Source organism: Roseibium sp. R5, assembly GCF_055755305.1.
Map to the genome: position 1 here is coordinate 3,605,846 of NZ_CM146910.1, position 18,425 is coordinate 3,624,270.

Consider the following 18,425-nt stretch of genomic DNA (forward strand, 5'->3'; position numbering starts at 1 on the left):
CGGGGGACATTATGCCGATTGACATTTTGATGCCGGCGCTTTCGCCGACAATGGAAGAGGGAAAACTCGCCAAGTGGCTGAAGGCCGAGGGCGATACGGTTTCCGCAGGCGATGTGATCGCCGAAATCGAGACGGACAAGGCAACCATGGAAGTGGAAGCCGTGGATGAAGGCACACTTGGCAAGATCCTGGTTGCCGAAGGCACCGACAACGTCAAGGTGAACGAAAAGATCGCGATCCTGCTGGGCGAGGGTGAAGATGCCAGCGCCGCCGATTCTGCCGCGTCTGCACCGGCTGCGGCCGCCGCTGCACCTGCTGCGCCGTCACCGGCCGTTGCATCCGCTCCAACCCCACAGGCGCCGGCGCCAGAGACTGCCGAAGATCCGGAGATCCCGGCCGGCACGTCCATGAAGTCGTCGACCGTCCGCGAAGCGTTGCGCGATGCGATGGCCGAAGAAATGCGCCGCGACAGCGATGTTTTCGTCATGGGTGAGGAAGTTGCCGAGTACCAGGGCGCCTACAAGATCACCCAAGGCCTCCTCGACGAGTTCGGCGCAAAACGCGTCATCGATACCCCGATCACCGAACACGGCTTTGCTGGTTTGGGTGTCGGCGCGGCGATGGCGGGCCTCAAGCCGATTGTAGAGTTCATGACCTTCAACTTCGCCATGCAGGCGATTGACCAGATCATCAACTCTGCCGCCAAGACGCTCTACATGTCCGGTGGACAGATGGGGGCGCCGATGGTGTTCCGTGGGCCGAACGGGGCTGCCGCCCGCGTCGGTGCGCAGCACTCTCAAGACTACGCTTCGTGGTATGCGCATGTGCCGGGCTTGAAGGTGATCCAGCCGTATTCGGCAGCGGACGCCAAGGGCCTGCTTAAAGCGGCGATCCGTGATCCGAACCCGGTCATCTTCCTGGAAAACGAGATCCTTTACGGTCACTCGTTCGATATCCCGGATATGGATGATTTTGTCTTGCCGATCGGCAAGGCGAAGATTGAGCGCGGTGGCACGGACGTAACACTGGTGTCCTGGGGCATTGGCATGACCTACACCATGAAGGCCGCTGAAGAATTGGCGGGCATGGGTATCTCGGCCGAGGTGGTCAACCTCCGCACGATCCGCCCGCTTGATATCGACACAGTTCTTGCTTCGGTTCGCAAGACCGGACGGGTAGTCACTGTCGAGGAGGCCTTCCCGATGTGCTCTGTGTCTTCCGAGATTGCGTTCCAGGTTCAGGAAAAAGCGTTCGATTATCTCGATGCGCCGATCCTGCGGGTCACCGGTAAGGATGTTCCGATGCCGTATGCCGCAAATCTGGAAAAGCTGGCGCTTCCGAGCGTTGCCGAAGTCATCGACGCGGTCAAAGCCGTAACCTACACGGCCTAAGGCGGGGGAATCGGACATGCCAATTAACATCACCATGCCGGCTCTCTCTCCCACGATGGAAGAGGGCAACCTGGCCAAGTGGCTGGTCAAGGAAGGCGACACGGTTTCAGCCGGCGACGTCATCGCTGAAATCGAAACCGACAAGGCAACCATGGAAGTGGAAGCCGTGGACGAAGGAACGGTCGGCAAGATCGTCGTTGAAGCCGGAACGGAAGGCGTAAAGGTCAATGACTTGATCGCCGTTCTTCTGGAAGATGGCGAAGATGCAAGCGCGATCGACACTTCGGGTGGCGCAGCCCCTGCAGCGCCAGCGCCATCTCCGGCACCTGCCGCAGATGCCGGGGCGAAGGAAGTCATCCCGGTTGGCGCTGAGGCGGCAACGGATCCGATCCCGGCTCCAAACGCCGCTGACGGCGGACGCATTTTCGCCTCGCCATTGGCGCGCCGTTTAGCGCAGATCAATGGACTTGATTTAAAGGCTCTGTCGGGTTCCGGCCCGCATGGCCGGATCGTCAAGAAGGACATTGAAGCAGCTGTTGCAGCTGGAACCGGCAAGGCAGCAGCTGCACCAGCCGCTGCGGAAGCTCCGAAGGCGGCCGCTGCGCCAGCGGCAAGTCCGTCCTCGGATCAGGTTCTGAAGCTGTTCGAAGAAGGCTCCTACGAACTCGTTCCGCACGACGGCATGCGCAAGACCATTGCCAAGCGCCTGACCGAATCCAAGCAGACCATTCCGCATTTCTATGTGTCGGTGGACTGTCAGTTGGATGCGCTACTGGCGCTGCGGTCTCAGCTGAATGGGGCAGCTGCAACCGACAAGGACGGCAAGCCTGCCTACAAGCTGTCGGTCAACGACATGACCATCAAGGCTCTGGCTCTGGCGCTGCGGGACGTTCCGGACGCAAACGTGTCTTGGACCGATGACAACATGGTCAAGCACAAGCACGCTGACGTAGGGGTTGCCGTATCGATCCCGGGTGGTTTGATTACGCCGATCGTTCGCCGGGCAGAAGAAAAGCCGCTGTCGGTCATCTCCAACGAGATGAAGGATATGGGCGCCCGGGCGAAGTCCAAGAAACTGCAGCCTCAGGAGTACCAGGGCGGCACGACGGCCGTGTCCAATATGGGCATGATGGGTGTCAAGAACTTCTCGGCTGTTGTCAATCCGCCGCATGCCACCATCCTGGCTGTCGGTGCGGGCGAACAGCGCCCGATCGTCAAGGACGGCGCATTGGCCATCGCAACCGTGATGACCGTGACGCTCTCCACCGACCACCGCTGTGTGGACGGGGCGCTCGGTGCCGAGTTGCTGGCAGCCTTCAAGGGCTACATTGAAAACCCGATGAGCATGCTCGTCTAAGACAGGCTCTCAAAAGCGCGGCGTCTCTGCCGCGCTTTTTTCAAGGTTTCTACTTTTCGCCGGGGAAAACACCATGGCTGATACCAATTATGACGTGATCATCATCGGCTCCGGGCCAGGTGGTTATGTGACTGCGATCCGGGCCGCTCAGCTCGGGCTGAAAACTGCCATCGTCGAGCGTGAACACCTCGGCGGCATCTGCCTCAACTGGGGCTGTATTCCGACCAAGGCGCTCCTGCGCTCTGCGGAAATGATGGACCATGCCAACCATGCCAAGAGCTTCGGCCTGAAGCTGGAAGGCAAGATGACGGCGGACGTCAAGGACGTGGTCGCGCGTTCCCGCGGCGTGTCTGCGCGGCTGAATGGCGGCGTCGGTTTCTTGATGAAGAAGAACAAGATCGATGTCATCTGGGGGGAGGCGAAACTCACCAAGCCGGGTGAGATCGTTGTCGGCAAGCCGTCCAAGCCGGCGGTCGAGCCGCAGCATCCGGCGCCGAAAGGCACGAAGGGTGAGGGGACCTACACCGCCAAGAACATCATCGTTGCGACCGGTGCCCGTCCGCGCGCTTTGCCGGGTATTGAGCCGGATGGAAAGCTGATCTGGACGTACTTCGAGGCGATGAAGCCTGAAAAGATGCCGAAGTCCATGGTCGTTATGGGATCTGGCGCCATCGGAATCGAATTCGCGTCCTTCTACCTTTCCATGGGTGTGGATGTGACCGTTGTTGAACTGATGCCGAATGTCATGCCGGTTGAGGACGATGAGATCTCCAAGTTTGCCCGCAAGATGTTTGAAAAGCGCGGCATGAAGATCATCACCGAAGCGAAGGTGTCCAAGGTCGACAAAGCGGCCGACAGCATCACGGCGCATGTGGAAACGAAGGATGGCAAGGTTCAGCAAATCACGGCAGACCGCCTGATTTCCGCAGTCGGTGTTCAGGGCAACATTGAGAACCTCGGACTTGAAACGCTTGGTGTCAAAACCGATCGCGGATGTATCGTTATCGACGGCTACGGCAAGACCAATGTTCCCGGTCTTTACGCTATTGGCGATGTCGCCGGTCCGCCGATGCTGGCGCACAAGGCAGAACATGAGGGCGTCGTTTGCATCGAAAAGATCGCGGGCCTGCCAAATGTCCATCCGATGGACAAGGGCAAGATCCCGGGCTGCACTTACTGCAATCCGCAGGTTGCCTCCGTCGGCTTGACCGAAGCCAAAGCCAAGGAGCAGGGCCGCGACATCCGGGTTGGCCGGTACCAGTTCAATGCTAACGGCAAGGCCATCGCTCTTGGTGAAGACACCGGCATGATCAAGGTGATCTTTGACAAGAAGTCTGGCGAGCTGCTTGGCGCGCATATGGTTGGCGCGGAAGTGACCGAACTCATCCAGGGTTTCGTTGTTGCGATGAACCTGGAAACGACCGAAGAAGACCTGATGCACACCATCTTCCCGCATCCGACCTTGTCGGAGATGATGAAGGAAAGTGTGCTCGATGCCTATGGTCGCGTCCTGAACGCTTGATCGACACCGCGCATTCATATCTGGACCCAGGCAGCGAAATGTTTAACGTGGCGCTGTCTGGGTTCAGGCACATAAGGAGCCGTTTGTTATGGATGTAAAAGCAATTTTGATTTGGGTTGCGATCGGGATTATCGCCGGTTGGCTGGCCAGTGTCGTCGTTGGCGGCGGCGGATTGATCCGGTATTTGATCACCGGTTTGATTGGCGCGTTTGTTGGTGGCTTTTTGTTCAAGCTTGTTGGCATCAACATTGATCTTGGCAATGCGTATGTGAACGAGATCGTTGTCGCAGCCATCGGCGCTGTTGTAATTGTGCTGCTGGCGCGCGTGATCGCCTAACTTTTCTTATAGGAGTGCCCGCAATGGGGCTGATTATCACAATCATTATTGGCCTGATTGCGGGAGCTGTCGCCCATAGGGTGCTGAACAGTCGGGGCGGTTTTCTGGGCAGTCTTGTTGTTGGCCTGGTCGGCGCGTTGATCGGCGGTGAGCTAGCCTCCATCCTCAATCTGAATGTCACCGGTGGCGTGCTCGATCGGTTGATCATCGCCGTGATCGGCGCGATCCTTTTTCTGTTCGTCTGGAAGAAGGTGTTCAAATAGAACATGGTGCGGCTCGCGGCAGACCATCGCCTCGCCACATATGGAACGCTCGCGCCAGGGCGGGTGAACCACCATCATGTTGAAAAAAATGAGGGAACCTGGACCACAGGGGCGATCCGGGGACGTTTGATCGAGGCCGGGTGGGGTGCTGACCTTGGGTATCCAGGACTTGTTGTCGACCCGAACGGCGACACCATCGAGGTCCATGTTTTGGTCTCAATTGACCTTATCAACCATTGGGACCGGCTGGACGCTTTTGAGGGACCCGGGTATCAACGCGTTCTAATCGATGTCGAGACGCCTGAAGGACAAGTTCCGGCATCGATCTACGTGATTGCAACTGAGACAGAAGAATGAAGACCGAAGCGTTTGCCCGCATATCTGATTTTCCGATGACCGCTTCAGACAAGCTGCGCTACGCAGACACTGACCGGCAAGGGCATGTAAACAATGCGGTCTTTGCGACCTTTCTGGAAACTGGGCGGACCGAAGTCATCTACGGTGAAGCTTTAGCAGACACTGGAGCATCCTTTGTCATCGCGAGGTTGGAGTTGGATTTCCTGGCTGAAGTCAACTGGCCTGGCGAAGTGCAGATTGGAACTGTGGTGCAGGATGTCGGAAGATCTTCCTTCAAACTGCATCAGAAAATCTTTCAGGACAGTAAGGCTGTTGCACAGGCTGTCACCGTCATCGTCCAGATGAACAATGAAAGCCGCCGGTCCCATCCGCTGACAGACCGCGCGAAGGACCGTCTCAATACGTTGACCAGCCCTGCGTCAACTTGCTAGCAGGCATGACAGTTTTGTGGCTTGATCTTTAACGGAAAGAACGACACTTAAGGCCCATGGTTACGATCGTCGACACGCTCAATCGCCCCCAAGATCCATCCGAAGCGCGCCCGCGCCACCCGGAAAAGGCTCACCGACCTGACAATCCTGTCCAGCGGAAGCCGAAATGGATTCGCGTCAAAGCGCCGACATCGCCCGTCTACAAAGAGACGCACAACACAGTCCGGCAGAACAACCTCGTAACTGTGTGTGAAGAGGCCGGCTGCCCCAATATTGGCGAGTGCTGGTCGAAAAAGCACGCGTCTTTCATGATTTTGGGTGACACCTGCACCCGCGCTTGCGCGTTCTGTAATGTCCGCACAGGCATGCCGGGACCGGTCGACCCAAAAGAGCCCCAGGGTGTTGCGGACGCCGTGGCGACGATGGGCCTGGAACATGTCGTGGTCACATCCGTCGACCGGGATGATTTGGACGATGGCGGCGCACGGCATTTCGCAGATGTCATTCAGGCCATCCGCAAGACATCTCCATCGACAACCGTCGAGGTTCTTACTCCAGATTTCCTGCGCAAGGATGGCGCGATGGAAATCGTTGTTGAAGCGCGCCCGGATGTCTTCAACCACAATCTTGAGACAGTTCCGTCCAAGTACTTAAAAGTCCGCCCAGGGGCACGGTATTTCCATTCCATCCGCCTTCTTCAGAAGGTGAAGGAACTGGATCCGGAGATGTTCACCAAATCCGGCATTATGGTCGGCCTTGGCGAAGAGCGGAACGAAGTGCTTCAGTTGATGGACGACTTGCGCGCAGCGGATGTTGATTTCCTGACGATCGGTCAGTACCTGCAGCCATCGAAGAAGCACCATCCGGTGATGTCCTTCGTGACGCCGGAAGAATTCAAGGGCTATGAGCGGATCGCTTATGCCAAGGGGTTCCTGAAGGTCTCCGCAAGCCCACTGACACGTTCATCACACCACGCGGGCGAAGATTTCGCGGATCTGCGCGCGGCCCGCAAGGCAAAACTCGGCCACTAACGGCCCGCTTAAAGGATTTGGCAAGGCGATAGGACCACACTAACCCATGCCCAGTTTTTCATCTTCGCATAAGGTCAATCACAAGGCGGACGACATGTTCCGCCTCGTGGCGGATGTTGAGCAATATCCGAAGTTCGTTCCACTTTGCCAGGCCCTTCAAGTGCGAGGCCGGAAGGAGCTGCCGGACGGGCGCACCGTGCTGGTCGCCGACATGACCGTTGCCTATAAGATGTTCAAGGAAACCTTCACCAGCCGGGTGGAACTTCAGCCCGATAGCAAGACCATATTGGTCGAGTATCTGGACGGCCCGTTCAAGCATCTAGAGAACAAGTGGACGTTCAAGGATGTGGACGATGGCCGGAGCACGGTCGGGTTTTATATCAATTACGAGTTCCGCAGCCGAGCGCTCGGATCGTTGATGGGGGCCATGTTCGATAAGGCGTTCCGGAAGTTTTCAAACGCCTTCGAGACCCGCGCAGATCAGGTCTACGGCGGCTAGTCGTCAGTCCGGTTGCTATTGCTGATTTATTTGAACTGCTTGAATGCGTCGCGGATCGTATGAATGCGGCTTGCCCGCGTCTGGAAGGATCCTTCCGGCTCCCGAAGGGCTTCGATTTCCCGCTTCTCCAGGCCAAGGTCGTAAAGGCTGGCGAAGGCCGTGTTGTCGCTGCATAACACGTTGCGTTCTTCACCGAAATTTTCTTCCAGGATCAGTGTTCGACCGGCGGCAACTTCTTCCTCGGTCCAAACGACAGTGGTCGTGCTGACCCAGAACATGCGATCACAATACTGCGCCTGGTAGTAGCCTTCTTTCGGCCGTGTCAGAATTTCGTGAGAACCGGTGAATGTGCCATCCGGATATTGGGACCGAATATAGTAGTCGCTTTGCGCAAAACTGGAACCGGCCAGAGTGATTGCTGGCAAAAACGTCAGGATTGCTATGCATTGAGCGCGTGTCATCGGCAAATGTCCTGTACAGCTTTCGATTCTCGTCTTTAAGTCACAATCCTTTTTTACTGCAATTGTCTTGCGCGAGCCTTACCAGTGGATTTCGAGCCTATTCAGTGGCGTGGTAAGAGCCTTTTGCCTTGTCGCCAGAGCCGAATGATTTGCTAATTGCAGCGAAGCGGCTGATCGGGTTCACCAGCGGACCGTCTTCCTGAATGATCAGCCGTGGATCTTCATTGATTCCAAGATCAGCAAGGGTGACTTGTTCCTCGGGATTGGCACAAATCGGCCGCCAGCCTTTGCCGCGATTGTACTCGACGCGCAGTTCATACCCGCGGTCAACTTCAAGCTGGGTCCAGGCAACAGTTGCGTACCTCACCCAATAGGATCTTTGGCAATAGGTCACCTCAACCAGACCTTCGGCCATGCGGTTGTAGATTTGATGGGACCCGCGGAAGATGCGATGACCGTCCCGGGAGATGATGTAGGTATCACCCGGTTCAAGTTGGTCAGCGTAGGTCTGGGTCGGTGCGGTGCACGCGAGTGCCAGCGCGGCGGCAATTACTGTCTTCTGGATCATCATATCCGGTCCTTATTCGCGAACTCATTTCGCGAAAGCAAAGCTGCTCAATGTCTTGAATAACCGAAATCCTTCAAGAACAAATTTCTGAAGGGGTTCGAAATTGTCTAAAGTTTTAATGAAATAAACTCTGCGGCATGTGCTGCGGTCAGAATGTAAATCAGCGCGTATGGTAGCTTTTATATCGGCTGTCAGCCTTGCTCTTGTTAAAGATGCCGCTGATCGCACTCAAGCGGCTGACAGGTTTGTCGTCACTTTGTGATTGCTGCAGGAATTCTCTCGGCTGCATCTCGATGCCAAGATCAGCAAGGGCAACCTGATCCTGCGGGCGCTGACAGATCGGGCGCCATCCACGGCCGAAATTGTACTCGATCTGAACTGTCCGGCCGAGTTCGGTCTCAAACTGAGTCCACGCAACGGAGTGGCTGCGCACATAGTAGTCGCGATTGCAGTAGCTGACTTGTTTCAAACCGCTGGAATACTCGAGGTAGAGTTTGTGGCTTCCAACAAACGTGCCTTGTTGATCCCGGGATATAAAATAGAAGTCGCCAGGCTGGGGAATTCCACCTGCCTGAGCACTGACTGGAACCAACAATGTGATCGCCGCGAGAAAGGCGTTTCTGATCGTCATAGCACGGATGTTCTGTTTGCAACGATTGCAACCTACATTTGCCGGGCCTGGTCGTAAAACGCCTTTCTTGGCCAGTGTAAACCACCGGTTACCATGCGGCGGACGGTTTTATAGGTGTTTTATTTGCATTGCACAATTTGCCCTAATCACGCCAGCAGGACGCTGGGTCATGTGCTTTCGACAGCGATTGAGCAGCTGCTCTTTGCGAGCTCAAAAAAATTCGGCTGAGCAGCTAGTCCAGAGCGTCTAGCAGAGCGGTGAGGGCGGTCTGGACCGTTTCTAGCCGGATCGAGGTCCTGCCATTGTCCGCAAACCAGCAATGCAAATGCCGCGTCGGTTTATTCTTCACTGCAACAGCAATATGAACGGTGCCGACTGGCTTTTCGTCGCTGCCTCCACCCGGTCCGGCAATTCCTGTGACGGACACTGCGATGTCGGCTTTGGACTTAGCGAGCGCACCTTCGGCCATGGCTATGGCGACGTCTTTGCTAACAGCGCCGACCTTCGCAATAAGTTGTGCCGGTACACCAAGCATGTCCGTTTTGGCTTCGTTGGAATAGGTCACAAACCCGCGATCCACCACGGCTGATGAGCCCGCAATATCGGTCAAGCTCCCGGCAATAAGCCCGCCGGTGCACGACTCTGCTGTTGCCACCATCATGTTCCGGACCTTCATGGCGTCCAGTACGGAAGCTGCGAGGGTGCCAAGGTCAGCGAGGTTTGCAGGGTGTTTGCCTGACATCTGGATCTCACTCATCTTCGTTCAGTGGCAAGCGGACCGTTACGCTGGCAAGCGCTGCGATGCCTTCTTTCCGGCCAGTAAACCCGAGTTTTTCCGATGTTGTCGCCTTTACGGATACCCGAGAGCTCGGAATATCGCAGATAGTTGCGATGGATGCCCGGATTGTTTCGCGATGCGGTCCGATCTTCGGAGCCTCGCAGACGATGGTGACGTCGATATGGGCGATCCGGCCGCCAAGGTCTTTGACACGTCGGACCGCGTCGATCTGAAACTGGTCCGACGCAGCGCCTTTCCACTTTGGGTCACTGGGCGGAAAATGCTGACCGATATCACCGTCGCCAATCGCCCCAAGTGTCGCATCTGTAATTGCATGCAGAACTACGTCTGCATCCGAGTGGCCTTTCAAGGATTGGGTATGAGGTATAGCCACGCCGCCAAGAACGACCTCTGATCCTGCCTCAAATGCATGAACATCATATCCGATGCCGTTCCGGACATCTTGAAGGCTTGCCAGAGACGGTTTTTGATGGGTTGAGGCAGTCATGGTCCACGTCTTTGCTAGAGTTTGTGCCCGGCTGAGGTCGGCCGGCGTTGTTATCTTGAAGTTCGCCGGATCGCCATTGCTCAGTGCAATCACAAGGCCAGCCCATTCTGCAAGACTGGTGTCATCGGTAAAGTCATCGAGACCAGTAGATGCCGCGGCCCGATGAGCAGATAGGATCTTGGCGAAGGGGAAACCCTGCGGCGTTTGTGCCGCATGAAGATTGCTGCGGTCGACGGTTTCCAACTTGTCAGCGCCTTGTGGCTGGCGTTTTAAGGTGTCAACGACGGGAACAGCGGGAAGAACGCCGTCTTGGCCTTCTTCTAATGCTTCGATGACGCCGTCCAATACGTCGGCGCTCAGGAAGGGGCGAGCTGCATCATGTATAAGGACAAAATCCGGGTCGGCTTTTTCCAAAGCCTTTAAACCGTTCAAGACCGACTTCTGCCGTGTTTTTCCGCCAACCACCGCCGACAAGAGCTTTGAGGATACTTCTTGCGGCAGAGACTCCACAGCGTTGGCATACGCGTCGCCGTCGTCTGCGTGGATCACCGTAAGAATAGTTGAGATTGCGGGATGATTCCCGAGTGCTTTCAATGTATGGGAGAGGATCGGAGCGTCGGCGATTTGCCGGTACTGCTTCGGAGTGGTGCTGCCGTCTTGCGCCATTCGGCTGCCGCGTCCGGCGGCGACAACAAGAGCGGCGGTTTTCGGCATGGTGTTAGATCTCCAAAGGGCAATTGCCTCGTCACGAGATCGTCTTTAACCAAATCAATGGCCTGACCGCAATTTATCCCTTGTTGCCATCTGTGAAATGTCTAGTATATAGGCAGAATGAGAAATGCACAGACAATGAGCATTTGTGAAAGCGCGTCGCGACCTGGCATGAAGTCTATCAAGATCGGCCCCCACTCCCTGAAAAATCGCGCAGTCCTGGCGCCGATGTCTGGCGTGAGCGATCTGCCGTTCCGCCGTCTTGCGGCGCGGTTCGGCGCTGGCATGGTGGTCAGTGAAATGGTCGCCAGTGAATCCTTCGTCAAAGGTGATGCGGAAACCCAGATGCGTGCCGAAGCGCAGGATGGGGGGCTGCATGTCGTTCAACTGGCCGGCCGGGAAGCGCGCTGGATGGGCGAGGCGGCCAAAGTCATAGCAAGTCTGGGCGCCGATATCATCGATATCAACATGGGATGTCCCGCGAAAAAGGTGACCTCCGGATACTCCGGTTCGGCCTTGATGCGTGATCTCGATCACGCCTTGACCTTGATTGAAGCAACAGTTGAAGCCGTTGATGTCCCGGTGACGCTCAAGATGCGTCTTGGTTGGGACGACACCACGATCAATGCACCTGAGCTTGCGCGCCGGGCGGAAGCTGCTGGTGTGCAACTGATCACGGTGCATGGCCGGACACGCTGTCAGTTTTATAAAGGCACGGCAGATTGGGACGCGATTTCGGCCGTCAAATCTGAAATATCGGTACCGCTTATCGCCAATGGCGATTGCACGGGTATTGAAAGCGCTGACGCGATGTTGGCGGCATCTGGTGCCGATGCGGTCATGATCGGGCGCGGGGCATATGGCCGGCCGTGGTTGCCGGGCCTCGTTGGACACTACCTGGAAACGGGCGAAATCCTGTCAGCACCCCAAGGCAATGCGCTTGGCGATCTGGTGATCGAGCATTACGAGGCAATCCTGGGCCTTTACGGCGTCTTGCCAGGCGTGCGGATCGCACGAAAACACCTCGGCTGGTACCTCGATACGTCCATTGAACAGGGCGGACTGGATATGCCGGCTGGCCTCAAAAAAACTATGATGACATCGAACCAGCCGGATGAGATCGTCCGGATTGCTTCCGATTGGTTTTCTTCCTGCAATACACGGACGGCAGCGTGACGGATCGAGATACTCCAAAGGGACGCACCGAAGCCCTGGCCAGCGATGGTCCAACCATCCTCGATGCACTCCCACACCCGGTCCTGCTTGTTGCCCCGGATGGGGTGATTGAATCGGCCAATATGGCGGCGGAGTTTTTCATGCGGTCCAGCATCTCCGTGCTGCGCCGGCATCCAATCAATGAGTTCATCCCGTTCGGAAGTCCGCTTCTGACACTGATTGACCAGGTTCGTGAACGCGGTGCCGCTGTCAACGAGTACAAGGTCGATATCGGGTCACCGCGCATCGGCGCGCCGAAGATTGTCGACATCAATGCAGCGCCGGTCGCGAACCGGCCCGGTGCCGTGGTGCTGATGTTTCAAGAGCGCACCATGGCGGAAAAAATCGACCGTCAACTGACGTCGCGTGGCGCAGCGCGCACGGTCACAGGCTTGGCCGCCATGCTTGCGCATGAGATCAAGAACCCGTTGTCCGGGATTCGTGGCGCTGCCCAGTTGCTCGAACAATCAGCTCCCGATGAAGACCGGGCTTTGACCCGGTTGATCACGGATGAAACCGACCGGATCGTGAAACTGGTCGACCGGATGGAAGTGTTTTCCGATGAACGGCCGATCGAACGCGACCCCGTCAACATCCACGTCGTCCTGGATCATGTGAAGCGATTGTCCGACAGCGGCTTTGCCCGGGACAACAGGATCATTGAGAATTATGACCCGTCGTTGCCGCCGGTCTATGCCAACAAGGATCAGTTGATCCAAGTGTTCCTGAACTTGATCAAGAATGCCAGTGAGGCGATTGGTGACGATCCGGATGGCGAAATCCGGATTTCGACTGCATTCCGGCCCGGTGTCCGCCTGTCCGTACCTGGCACGGAAGACAAGGTCAGCCTGCCGCTCGAGTTTTGCGTCCAGGACAACGGTCCGGGCGTTCCTGAAGATTTGCTGCCGCATCTGTTTGAGCCATTTATCACAACAAAAACAAATGGTTCTGGACTGGGTCTCGCGCTCGTAGCCAAGATCATCGGCGATCATGGCGGTGTCATCGAGTGTGACAGCCAGCGCGGAAAAACCGTCTTCCGGATTTTGATGCCAGCGTATTCAACCACCGATTCCGGGCCTGGGGCCGGAGCAGTATAAGGGCTGACTGACCATGCCGACTGGCACGATTTTGGTTGCCGATGATGATGCCGCCATCCGCACCGTGCTTAACCAGGCCCTGTCGCGGGCTGGATATACGGTGCGTTTGACGTCGAATGCGTCCACCCTCTGGCGCTGGGTTTCAGCCGGCGACGGAGATCTGGTGATCACCGATGTGGTGATGCCGGATGAGAACATCTTTGATGTCTTGCCGCGCATTAAGAAGATGCGCCCGGAACTGCCCGTTTTGGTTATGAGTGCGCAAAACACGTTCATGACCGCAATCAAGGCATCGGAAAAGGGCGCCTATGAGTATCTGCCCAAACCGTTTGACCTGAAAGAGCTGACCGGGATCGTCCAGCGTGCGCTGGAAGAGCCAAAGAAACGTCCTGTGGCCGATATAGAGGAAAGCGGCGAGGGAATGCCGCTTGTCGGCCGATCGCCGGCAATGCAGGAGATTTACCGCGTTCTGGCTCGTCTGATGCAGACTGATTTGACAGTCATGATCAATGGCGAATCTGGAACGGGCAAGGAGTTGGTGGCGCGCGCGCTGCATGACTATGGCAAGCGGCGCAACGGCCCCTTTGTCGCGATCAACATGGCGGCCATCCCGCGGGATCTGATCGAGGCCGAGTTGTTCGGGCATGAGAAAGGCGCATTCACGGGCGCACAAAACAGAAGCTCCGGCCGGTTCGAGCAGGCTGATGGCGGAACGCTTTTTCTGGATGAGATCGGTGATATGCCCATGGAGGCGCAGACCCGGCTACTCCGTGTTCTGCAGCAAGGCGAATACACCACTGTCGGTGGTCGGACGCCGATCAAAACCGATGTCCGTATCGTTGCGGCCACCAACAAGGATTTACGGCATCTCATCAATCAGGGACTATTCCGCGAAGATCTGTATTTCCGGCTGAACGTTGTACCGATCCGGCTCCCACCGCTGCGCGAACGGGTTGAGGACATTCCCGACCTTGTGCGGCACTTCTTTTCCATAGCGGAAAAAGAGGGGCTTCCGGCCAAGCAGGTCGATCAGAGCGCGATGAACCTCATGCGCCGGTACCGTTGGCCGGGCAACGTGCGGGAACTGGAAAACCTCGTTCGCAGGTTAGCGGCGCTCTATCCGCAGGATGTTATCGGCGAGGCAATGCTTGATCATGAGCTGAGCCAACCGTCCACGAATCCGCTCGAAGATGAGACGTCCGAAACCGTTGATCTTGGCGGTTCGGTTGAAAAGTACTTGTCCGGATATTTCGAAACGTTCGGCGATGCACTGCCACCCCCTGGTCTCTACCATCGCATTTTACGGGAGGTGGAGTACCCTCTGATCAGCGCGGCGCTTGCGGCAACGCGAGGAAACCAGATCAAGGCGGCAGAGCTTTTGGGCGTGAACCGCAACACGTTGCGCAAGAAAATCCGGGATTTGGATATACAGGTTATGCGCTCCACACGGTGACGCTGGAATAAAATTCAGCGCCACTTTTCACTTGAATTTGTCAGTGGACGATTTTGCCTTGTCGCAATTTCGCAACATTGTGTGGTAAGTCTGCCGCATTCGCAGATCATGTTATTCTGCGCAGAATTTTTGCAGGCAAATACCAGGGGCCGAATGATACTGGAATCCGCGCAACATCCCGTAGCGCAATCCGGCAGCGCCAGTAAGTTCTGGCGGCGCGCCGGTCTTGCCGTCATGATTCTGGCCCTCATTTCCATCGGGGTCACATTTTTCATCCTGATGGGTCTGACGTCTCTCGACCCGACACGCGACGTCATCGTCACGGCCATGGCGATCAACGGCCTTTGGGCCGTAATCCTGTTGGCGCTCATCGGCTATGAAATCATCAAACTGCTGCAGGCCCGCCGCCGTGGTCGGGCGGCCGCCCGTCTTCACGTGCGGGTGGTGGCTTTGTTCAGTGTCGTTGCAGCCGTTCCAGCGATTCTGATGGCCATTCTAGCGGCTGTCACGCTTGATCGCGGGCTCGACCGTTGGTTTGAGGACCGAACACGCACCATCATCGACAACGCCTTGACGGTGGCACAGGCTTATTTGCAGGAGCACGCAAGGGTTCTGCGGGGCGATCTCATTGCAATGCGGACCGATCTGGACCGGGCAAAGCCGGTCTACGACTTCGAGCCTACCCGGTTTGATCAGTTTTTCCGCACACAGGTCTCCTTGCGCGGCATTCTGGCGGCCTACATCATCAACCGCGAAGGCGACGTGGTGACCAGGGTTGTTCTGGATCCCAACGCCGATATCCCACTGCCGCCGGCAGATAGCATCTTCAAGGCACAATCCGGTGACCCAATTCTAATCGCGCCGGGGATTTCGAACCTTGTCGGCGGCGTGATGAACCTATCCGCCTACGATGGCTTTGTTCTTTATGCGGTACGCCGTCTTGATCCGCGTGTCGTGGAGTACATGGGCCTTGCCGAAAGCGGCGCACTTCAATACCAGCAAATGGAAAACAGCCGGTTCGGCGTACAGGTCGCCTTTGCGCTGGTCTATCTTGGTGTTGCTCTGGTTCTGCTGCTTTCCGCGATATGGATCGGCTTCGGGTTCGCAAATCAGCTGGTCTCACCGATCCGAAGCCTCATCTCCGCAGCAGATGAAGTGGCGAGCGGGAACCTGTCCGTCACCGTGCCGACGGAAAAAGCCGGCGGCGACCTTGCCAATCTTGGGCAAAGTTTCAACAAAATGACCGGTCAGTTGGTTGGTCAACGGGATGCGCTTCTTGCGGCCAATGAGCAGATAGATCGGAGACGGCGCTTCAACGAAGCTGTTCTGTCCGGGGTTTCGACCGGCGTTATCGGGGTGGACGACGAGGGATCGATCATCCTGGTCAACCGGTCCGCCGAAGAGCTCCTGCAGGTTGAGGAAATTCGTATCCTGAACAAGCCGCTGCCGGACGTCTTGCCGGAGTTGACGGACTACCTTTCAGATGTTCTGGCCTTGCAAGGCGACAAGATGCCGGAAACCCAGATTGAAATCACGCGCGGGGGACGGCTGCGGACAATCAATGTGCGCACGACGAGCGAGCAATCAACCCGCCGGGAACACGGGTTCGTTGTGACGCTGGACGACATTACCGACCTTGTGTCCGCGCAACGCAACTCGGCCTGGGCGGATGTTGCCCGCCGGATTGCGCACGAGATCAAGAACCCTTTGACACCGATCCAGTTGTCTGCCGAGCGGATCCGGCGGCGTTATGGCAAACGGATCGAAGAGGACCGCGAAGTCTTTGACCAGTGCATCGATACAATCGTGCGCCAGGTCGGCGACATCGGGCAGATGGTCGATGAATTCTCCTCCTTTGCGCGTATGCGCAAACCGAAAAAAACCACGAGCGATTTGCGGGAATCTGTTCGAAATGCTGCCTTCATGCAGTCCGTGGCAAACCCGGACATATCCGTAACCGCCGACTTGCCTGAGAGCTCTGTTTTGGCGACGTATGACGAGCGGCTGGTCGGACAGGCCTTCACAAATGTTATCAAGAACGCCACAGAAGCCGTTGCGGCCCGGACGGGTGACGATTTGCCCAAGGGATCGGTCTCCGTTCACGTCAAATGTGATCCAGAAGACGATCCGCAGCGGGTAATTGTTGATGTGGTCGACAACGGCATCGGCCTGCCGGAAGAAAATCGATCGCGGCTTTTGGAGCCGTACATGACGACACGTGAGAAGGGGACAGGACTGGGACTTGCCATCGTGCGCAAGATTCTTGAAGACCATGGAGGGGGCATTGAATTGCTGGATGCGCCGAAGGCCAATCCAGGCGACACCGGAACGCTTGTCCGGTTGACGCTCTCCATGAAGCCGTCTGAAGCCCTTGAAACAGACCAAACCGAAGAAGAAGCAGTGACTGCCCATGGCGCATGACATTCTGGTTGTAGACGACGAAACCGATATCCGTGAGATGATTGCCGGCATTCTGGACGATGACGGATACGGCACCCGCACGGCGCATGACTCAGACAGCGCGATTGCCGCCGTGAAAGAGCGCAAACCGTCGCTTGTCATTCTTGATATCTGGCTTATGGGAAGCCGGTTGGACGGCTTGGCGCTTTTGGATCAGTTCAAGGAAACCGATCCGGATATGCCCGTTGTGATCATTTCCGGCCACGGAAACATCGAAACGGCCGTTTCCGCAATTAAACGTGGCGCCTATGATTACATTGAAAAACCCTTCAAGGCCGACCGGCTGGTCCATATTGTCGAAAGGGCCTTGGAAGCGTCCAGTCTTCGCCGCGAAGTGCGCGACTTGCGCCAGCGGAGCGGAGAGACCAGCGACATTGTTGGCGATTCTTCAGCTGCCAACGGCCTCCGTCAAACCATTGAAAAAATTGCAGGAACGAACAGCCGTATTCTGATTTCCGGTCCATCGGGGGCCGGCAAGGAACGTGCAGCGCGGATGATCCATGATCTTTCACCTCGTGCGAAAAGTCCGTTTGTTGTCTTGAACGCGGCCACCATCACACCGTCCCGAATGGAAGAGGAGCTTTTCGGGATCGAGGATGAGAGCGGGAACCTGCGTAAAATTGGTGCTTTGGAAGAGGCACACGGCGGTACGCTGTATCTCGACGAAGTTGCCGACATGCCGGCGGAAACACAGGGCAAGATCCTTAGGGTATTGGTGGAGCAGAGTTTTTCTCGTGTTGGCGGGACCGGTAAGGTCCAGGTCGATATCCGGATCCTGTCATCGACCTCAAAGAATCTGGAAGAACACATTGCTACGGGCCTGTTTCGGCAAGATCTCTATCACCGCCTGAGCGTGGTACCTCTCCGCGTGCCGGGGCTTGCCGAGCGCCGGGAAGACATTCCGGTGCTTGTCCGCCATTTCATGGAGCAAATTTCGGCCGCATCTGGTATTCCGCTGCGCCCAATTGGCGACGATGCCATGGCAGTCCTTCAAACACACGATTGGCCCGGAAACGTCCGCCAGCTGCGGAACAATGTCGAACGTCTTTTGATCCTGAGCCGGGGTGAACCGGACAGCACCATTACCGCGGACCTTCTGCCCGCTGAAATAGGCGAAACCCTTCCGAGCCTGCCGTCTTCCGGTACTGGGGAACACTTGATGTCAGTTCCCCTGCGCGAGGCGCGGGAAATTTTTGAACGGGAGTATCTTCAGGCGCAAATCAAGAGATTTGACGGCAACATCTCGCGCACAGCGGAATTTGTCGGTATGGAACGGTCAGCGCTGCACCGCAAGCTGAAGACCTTGGGAATGACCTGACGCGCCAGCGTGCCTGTGAGAGCCAAATAGGAAGAGC

Annotated in this window: 19 protein-coding genes; 14 read left to right on the forward strand and 5 right to left on the reverse strand. The window is 56.7% G+C overall.

All coding sequences use genetic code 11. The annotated features are described in order from the left end of the window. Positions 1 to 11 precede the first annotated feature (11 nt). The 9 genes from AC0J4F_RS16945 to AC0J4F_RS16985 all read left to right on the forward strand — a co-directional run bounded on the left by AC0J4F_RS16945 (position 12) and on the right by AC0J4F_RS16985 (position 7,188). Positions 12 to 1,391, forward strand: coding sequence for a pyruvate dehydrogenase complex E1 component subunit beta (locus AC0J4F_RS16945; protein ID WP_473024104.1), 1,380 nt, complete (start codon positions 12 to 14; stop codon positions 1,389 to 1,391). 55 nt (positions 1,392 to 1,446) lie between these two features. Further along, positions 1,447 to 2,748: a pyruvate dehydrogenase complex dihydrolipoamide acetyltransferase gene (locus AC0J4F_RS16950; RefSeq protein WP_473026445.1), complete on the forward strand. Its 1,302-nt coding sequence runs from the start codon at positions 1,447 to 1,449 to the stop codon at positions 2,746 to 2,748. Positions 2,749 to 2,821: 73 nt separating this feature from the next. Then, positions 2,822 to 4,270, forward strand: a complete 1,449-nt coding sequence (lpdA, locus tag AC0J4F_RS16955; protein WP_473024105.1) for a dihydrolipoyl dehydrogenase — start codon at positions 2,822 to 2,824, stop codon at positions 4,268 to 4,270. 88 nt (positions 4,271 to 4,358) lie between these two features. Beyond that, a complete protein-coding gene (locus AC0J4F_RS16960; RefSeq protein WP_473024106.1) occupies positions 4,359 to 4,607 on the forward strand; it encodes a GlsB/YeaQ/YmgE family stress response membrane protein in 249 nt (82 codons plus the stop codon). 23 nt (positions 4,608 to 4,630) lie between these two features. After that, positions 4,631 to 4,870, forward strand: a complete 240-nt coding sequence (locus AC0J4F_RS16965) for a GlsB/YeaQ/YmgE family stress response membrane protein (protein WP_133947325.1) — start codon at positions 4,631 to 4,633, stop codon at positions 4,868 to 4,870. A gap of 3 nt (positions 4,871 to 4,873) precedes the next feature. After that, complete coding sequence (locus AC0J4F_RS16970; protein ID WP_473024107.1) at positions 4,874 to 5,227, forward strand: gamma-glutamylcyclotransferase family protein; 354 nt, start codon at positions 4,874 to 4,876, stop codon at positions 5,225 to 5,227. Continuing rightward, positions 5,224 to 5,658: an acyl-CoA thioesterase gene (locus tag AC0J4F_RS16975; RefSeq protein ID WP_133947329.1), complete on the forward strand. Its 435-nt coding sequence runs from the start codon at positions 5,224 to 5,226 to the stop codon at positions 5,656 to 5,658. The genes AC0J4F_RS16970 and AC0J4F_RS16975 overlap by 4 nt, the downstream gene beginning before the upstream one ends. 56 nt (positions 5,659 to 5,714) lie before the next feature. Then, entirely contained in the window at positions 5,715 to 6,689 is a 975-nt protein-coding gene (gene lipA, locus AC0J4F_RS16980; protein ID WP_133947331.1) for a lipoyl synthase, read from the forward strand. Positions 6,690 to 6,735: 46 nt separating this feature from the next. Continuing rightward, positions 6,736 to 7,188 carry a type II toxin-antitoxin system RatA family toxin gene (locus AC0J4F_RS16985; protein WP_133947333.1) on the forward strand — a complete coding sequence of 151 codons (453 nt, stop codon included), beginning with the start codon at positions 6,736 to 6,738 and terminating at the stop codon, positions 7,186 to 7,188. 26 nt (positions 7,189 to 7,214) lie between these two features. Here the strand turns inward: AC0J4F_RS16985 and AC0J4F_RS16990 are convergent, their stop codons facing one another. The 5 genes from AC0J4F_RS16990 to AC0J4F_RS17010 form a co-directional block, all read right to left on the reverse strand. Next, the gene (locus AC0J4F_RS16990) at positions 7,215 to 7,649 is read right to left on the reverse strand and encodes a hypothetical protein (protein WP_133947335.1); all 435 of its coding nucleotides are present in this window, start codon (positions 7,647 to 7,649) and stop codon (positions 7,215 to 7,217) included. Positions 7,650 to 7,746: 97 nt separating this feature from the next. After that, positions 7,747 to 8,220: a hypothetical protein gene (locus AC0J4F_RS16995; RefSeq protein ID WP_209002210.1), complete on the reverse strand. Its 474-nt coding sequence runs from the start codon at positions 8,218 to 8,220 to the stop codon at positions 7,747 to 7,749. A 157-nt stretch (positions 8,221 to 8,377) separates the two neighbouring features. Continuing rightward, positions 8,378 to 8,848: a hypothetical protein gene (locus AC0J4F_RS17000; protein ID WP_209002211.1), complete on the reverse strand. Its 471-nt coding sequence runs from the start codon at positions 8,846 to 8,848 to the stop codon at positions 8,378 to 8,380. Between the two features lie 232 nt (positions 8,849 to 9,080). Next, entirely contained in the window at positions 9,081 to 9,590 is a 510-nt protein-coding gene (locus AC0J4F_RS17005) for a CinA family protein (RefSeq protein WP_166672643.1), read from the reverse strand. Positions 9,591 to 9,597: 7 nt separating this feature from the next. Further along, positions 9,598 to 10,848 (reverse strand): bifunctional 2-C-methyl-D-erythritol 4-phosphate cytidylyltransferase/2-C-methyl-D-erythritol 2,4-cyclodiphosphate synthase, encoded by a 1,251-nt coding sequence (locus tag AC0J4F_RS17010; RefSeq protein ID WP_473024108.1) that lies wholly within the window; start codon positions 10,846 to 10,848, stop codon positions 9,598 to 9,600. Between the two features lie 168 nt (positions 10,849 to 11,016). Here AC0J4F_RS17010 and dusB point away from each other — a divergent pair, with 168 nt between their 5' ends. The 5 genes from dusB to ntrX all read left to right on the forward strand — a co-directional run bounded on the left by dusB (position 11,017) and on the right by ntrX (position 18,388). Further along, on the forward strand, positions 11,017 to 12,021 hold the full coding sequence (gene dusB, locus AC0J4F_RS17015; protein WP_473024109.1) for a tRNA dihydrouridine synthase DusB: 1,005 nt from the start codon (positions 11,017 to 11,019) through the stop codon (positions 12,019 to 12,021). Then, positions 12,018 to 13,157: a two-component system sensor histidine kinase NtrB gene (locus tag AC0J4F_RS17020; RefSeq protein WP_133947341.1), complete on the forward strand. Its 1,140-nt coding sequence runs from the start codon at positions 12,018 to 12,020 to the stop codon at positions 13,155 to 13,157. Before dusB ends, AC0J4F_RS17020 begins: the two co-directional genes overlap by 4 nt. Positions 13,158 to 13,170: 13 nt before the next feature. Then, complete coding sequence (gene ntrC / locus AC0J4F_RS17025) at positions 13,171 to 14,610, forward strand: nitrogen regulation protein NR(I) (protein ID WP_133947343.1); 1,440 nt, start codon at positions 13,171 to 13,173, stop codon at positions 14,608 to 14,610. A 153-nt stretch (positions 14,611 to 14,763) separates the two neighbouring features. Continuing rightward, on the forward strand, positions 14,764 to 17,031 hold the full coding sequence (locus tag AC0J4F_RS17030; RefSeq protein ID WP_133947345.1) for a sensor histidine kinase: 2,268 nt from the start codon (positions 14,764 to 14,766) through the stop codon (positions 17,029 to 17,031). Continuing rightward, entirely contained in the window at positions 17,021 to 18,388 is a 1,368-nt protein-coding gene (ntrX, locus tag AC0J4F_RS17035; RefSeq protein WP_133947347.1) for a nitrogen assimilation response regulator NtrX, read from the forward strand. Before AC0J4F_RS17030 ends, ntrX begins: the two co-directional genes overlap by 11 nt. Positions 18,389 to 18,425: the final 37 nt, after the last annotated feature.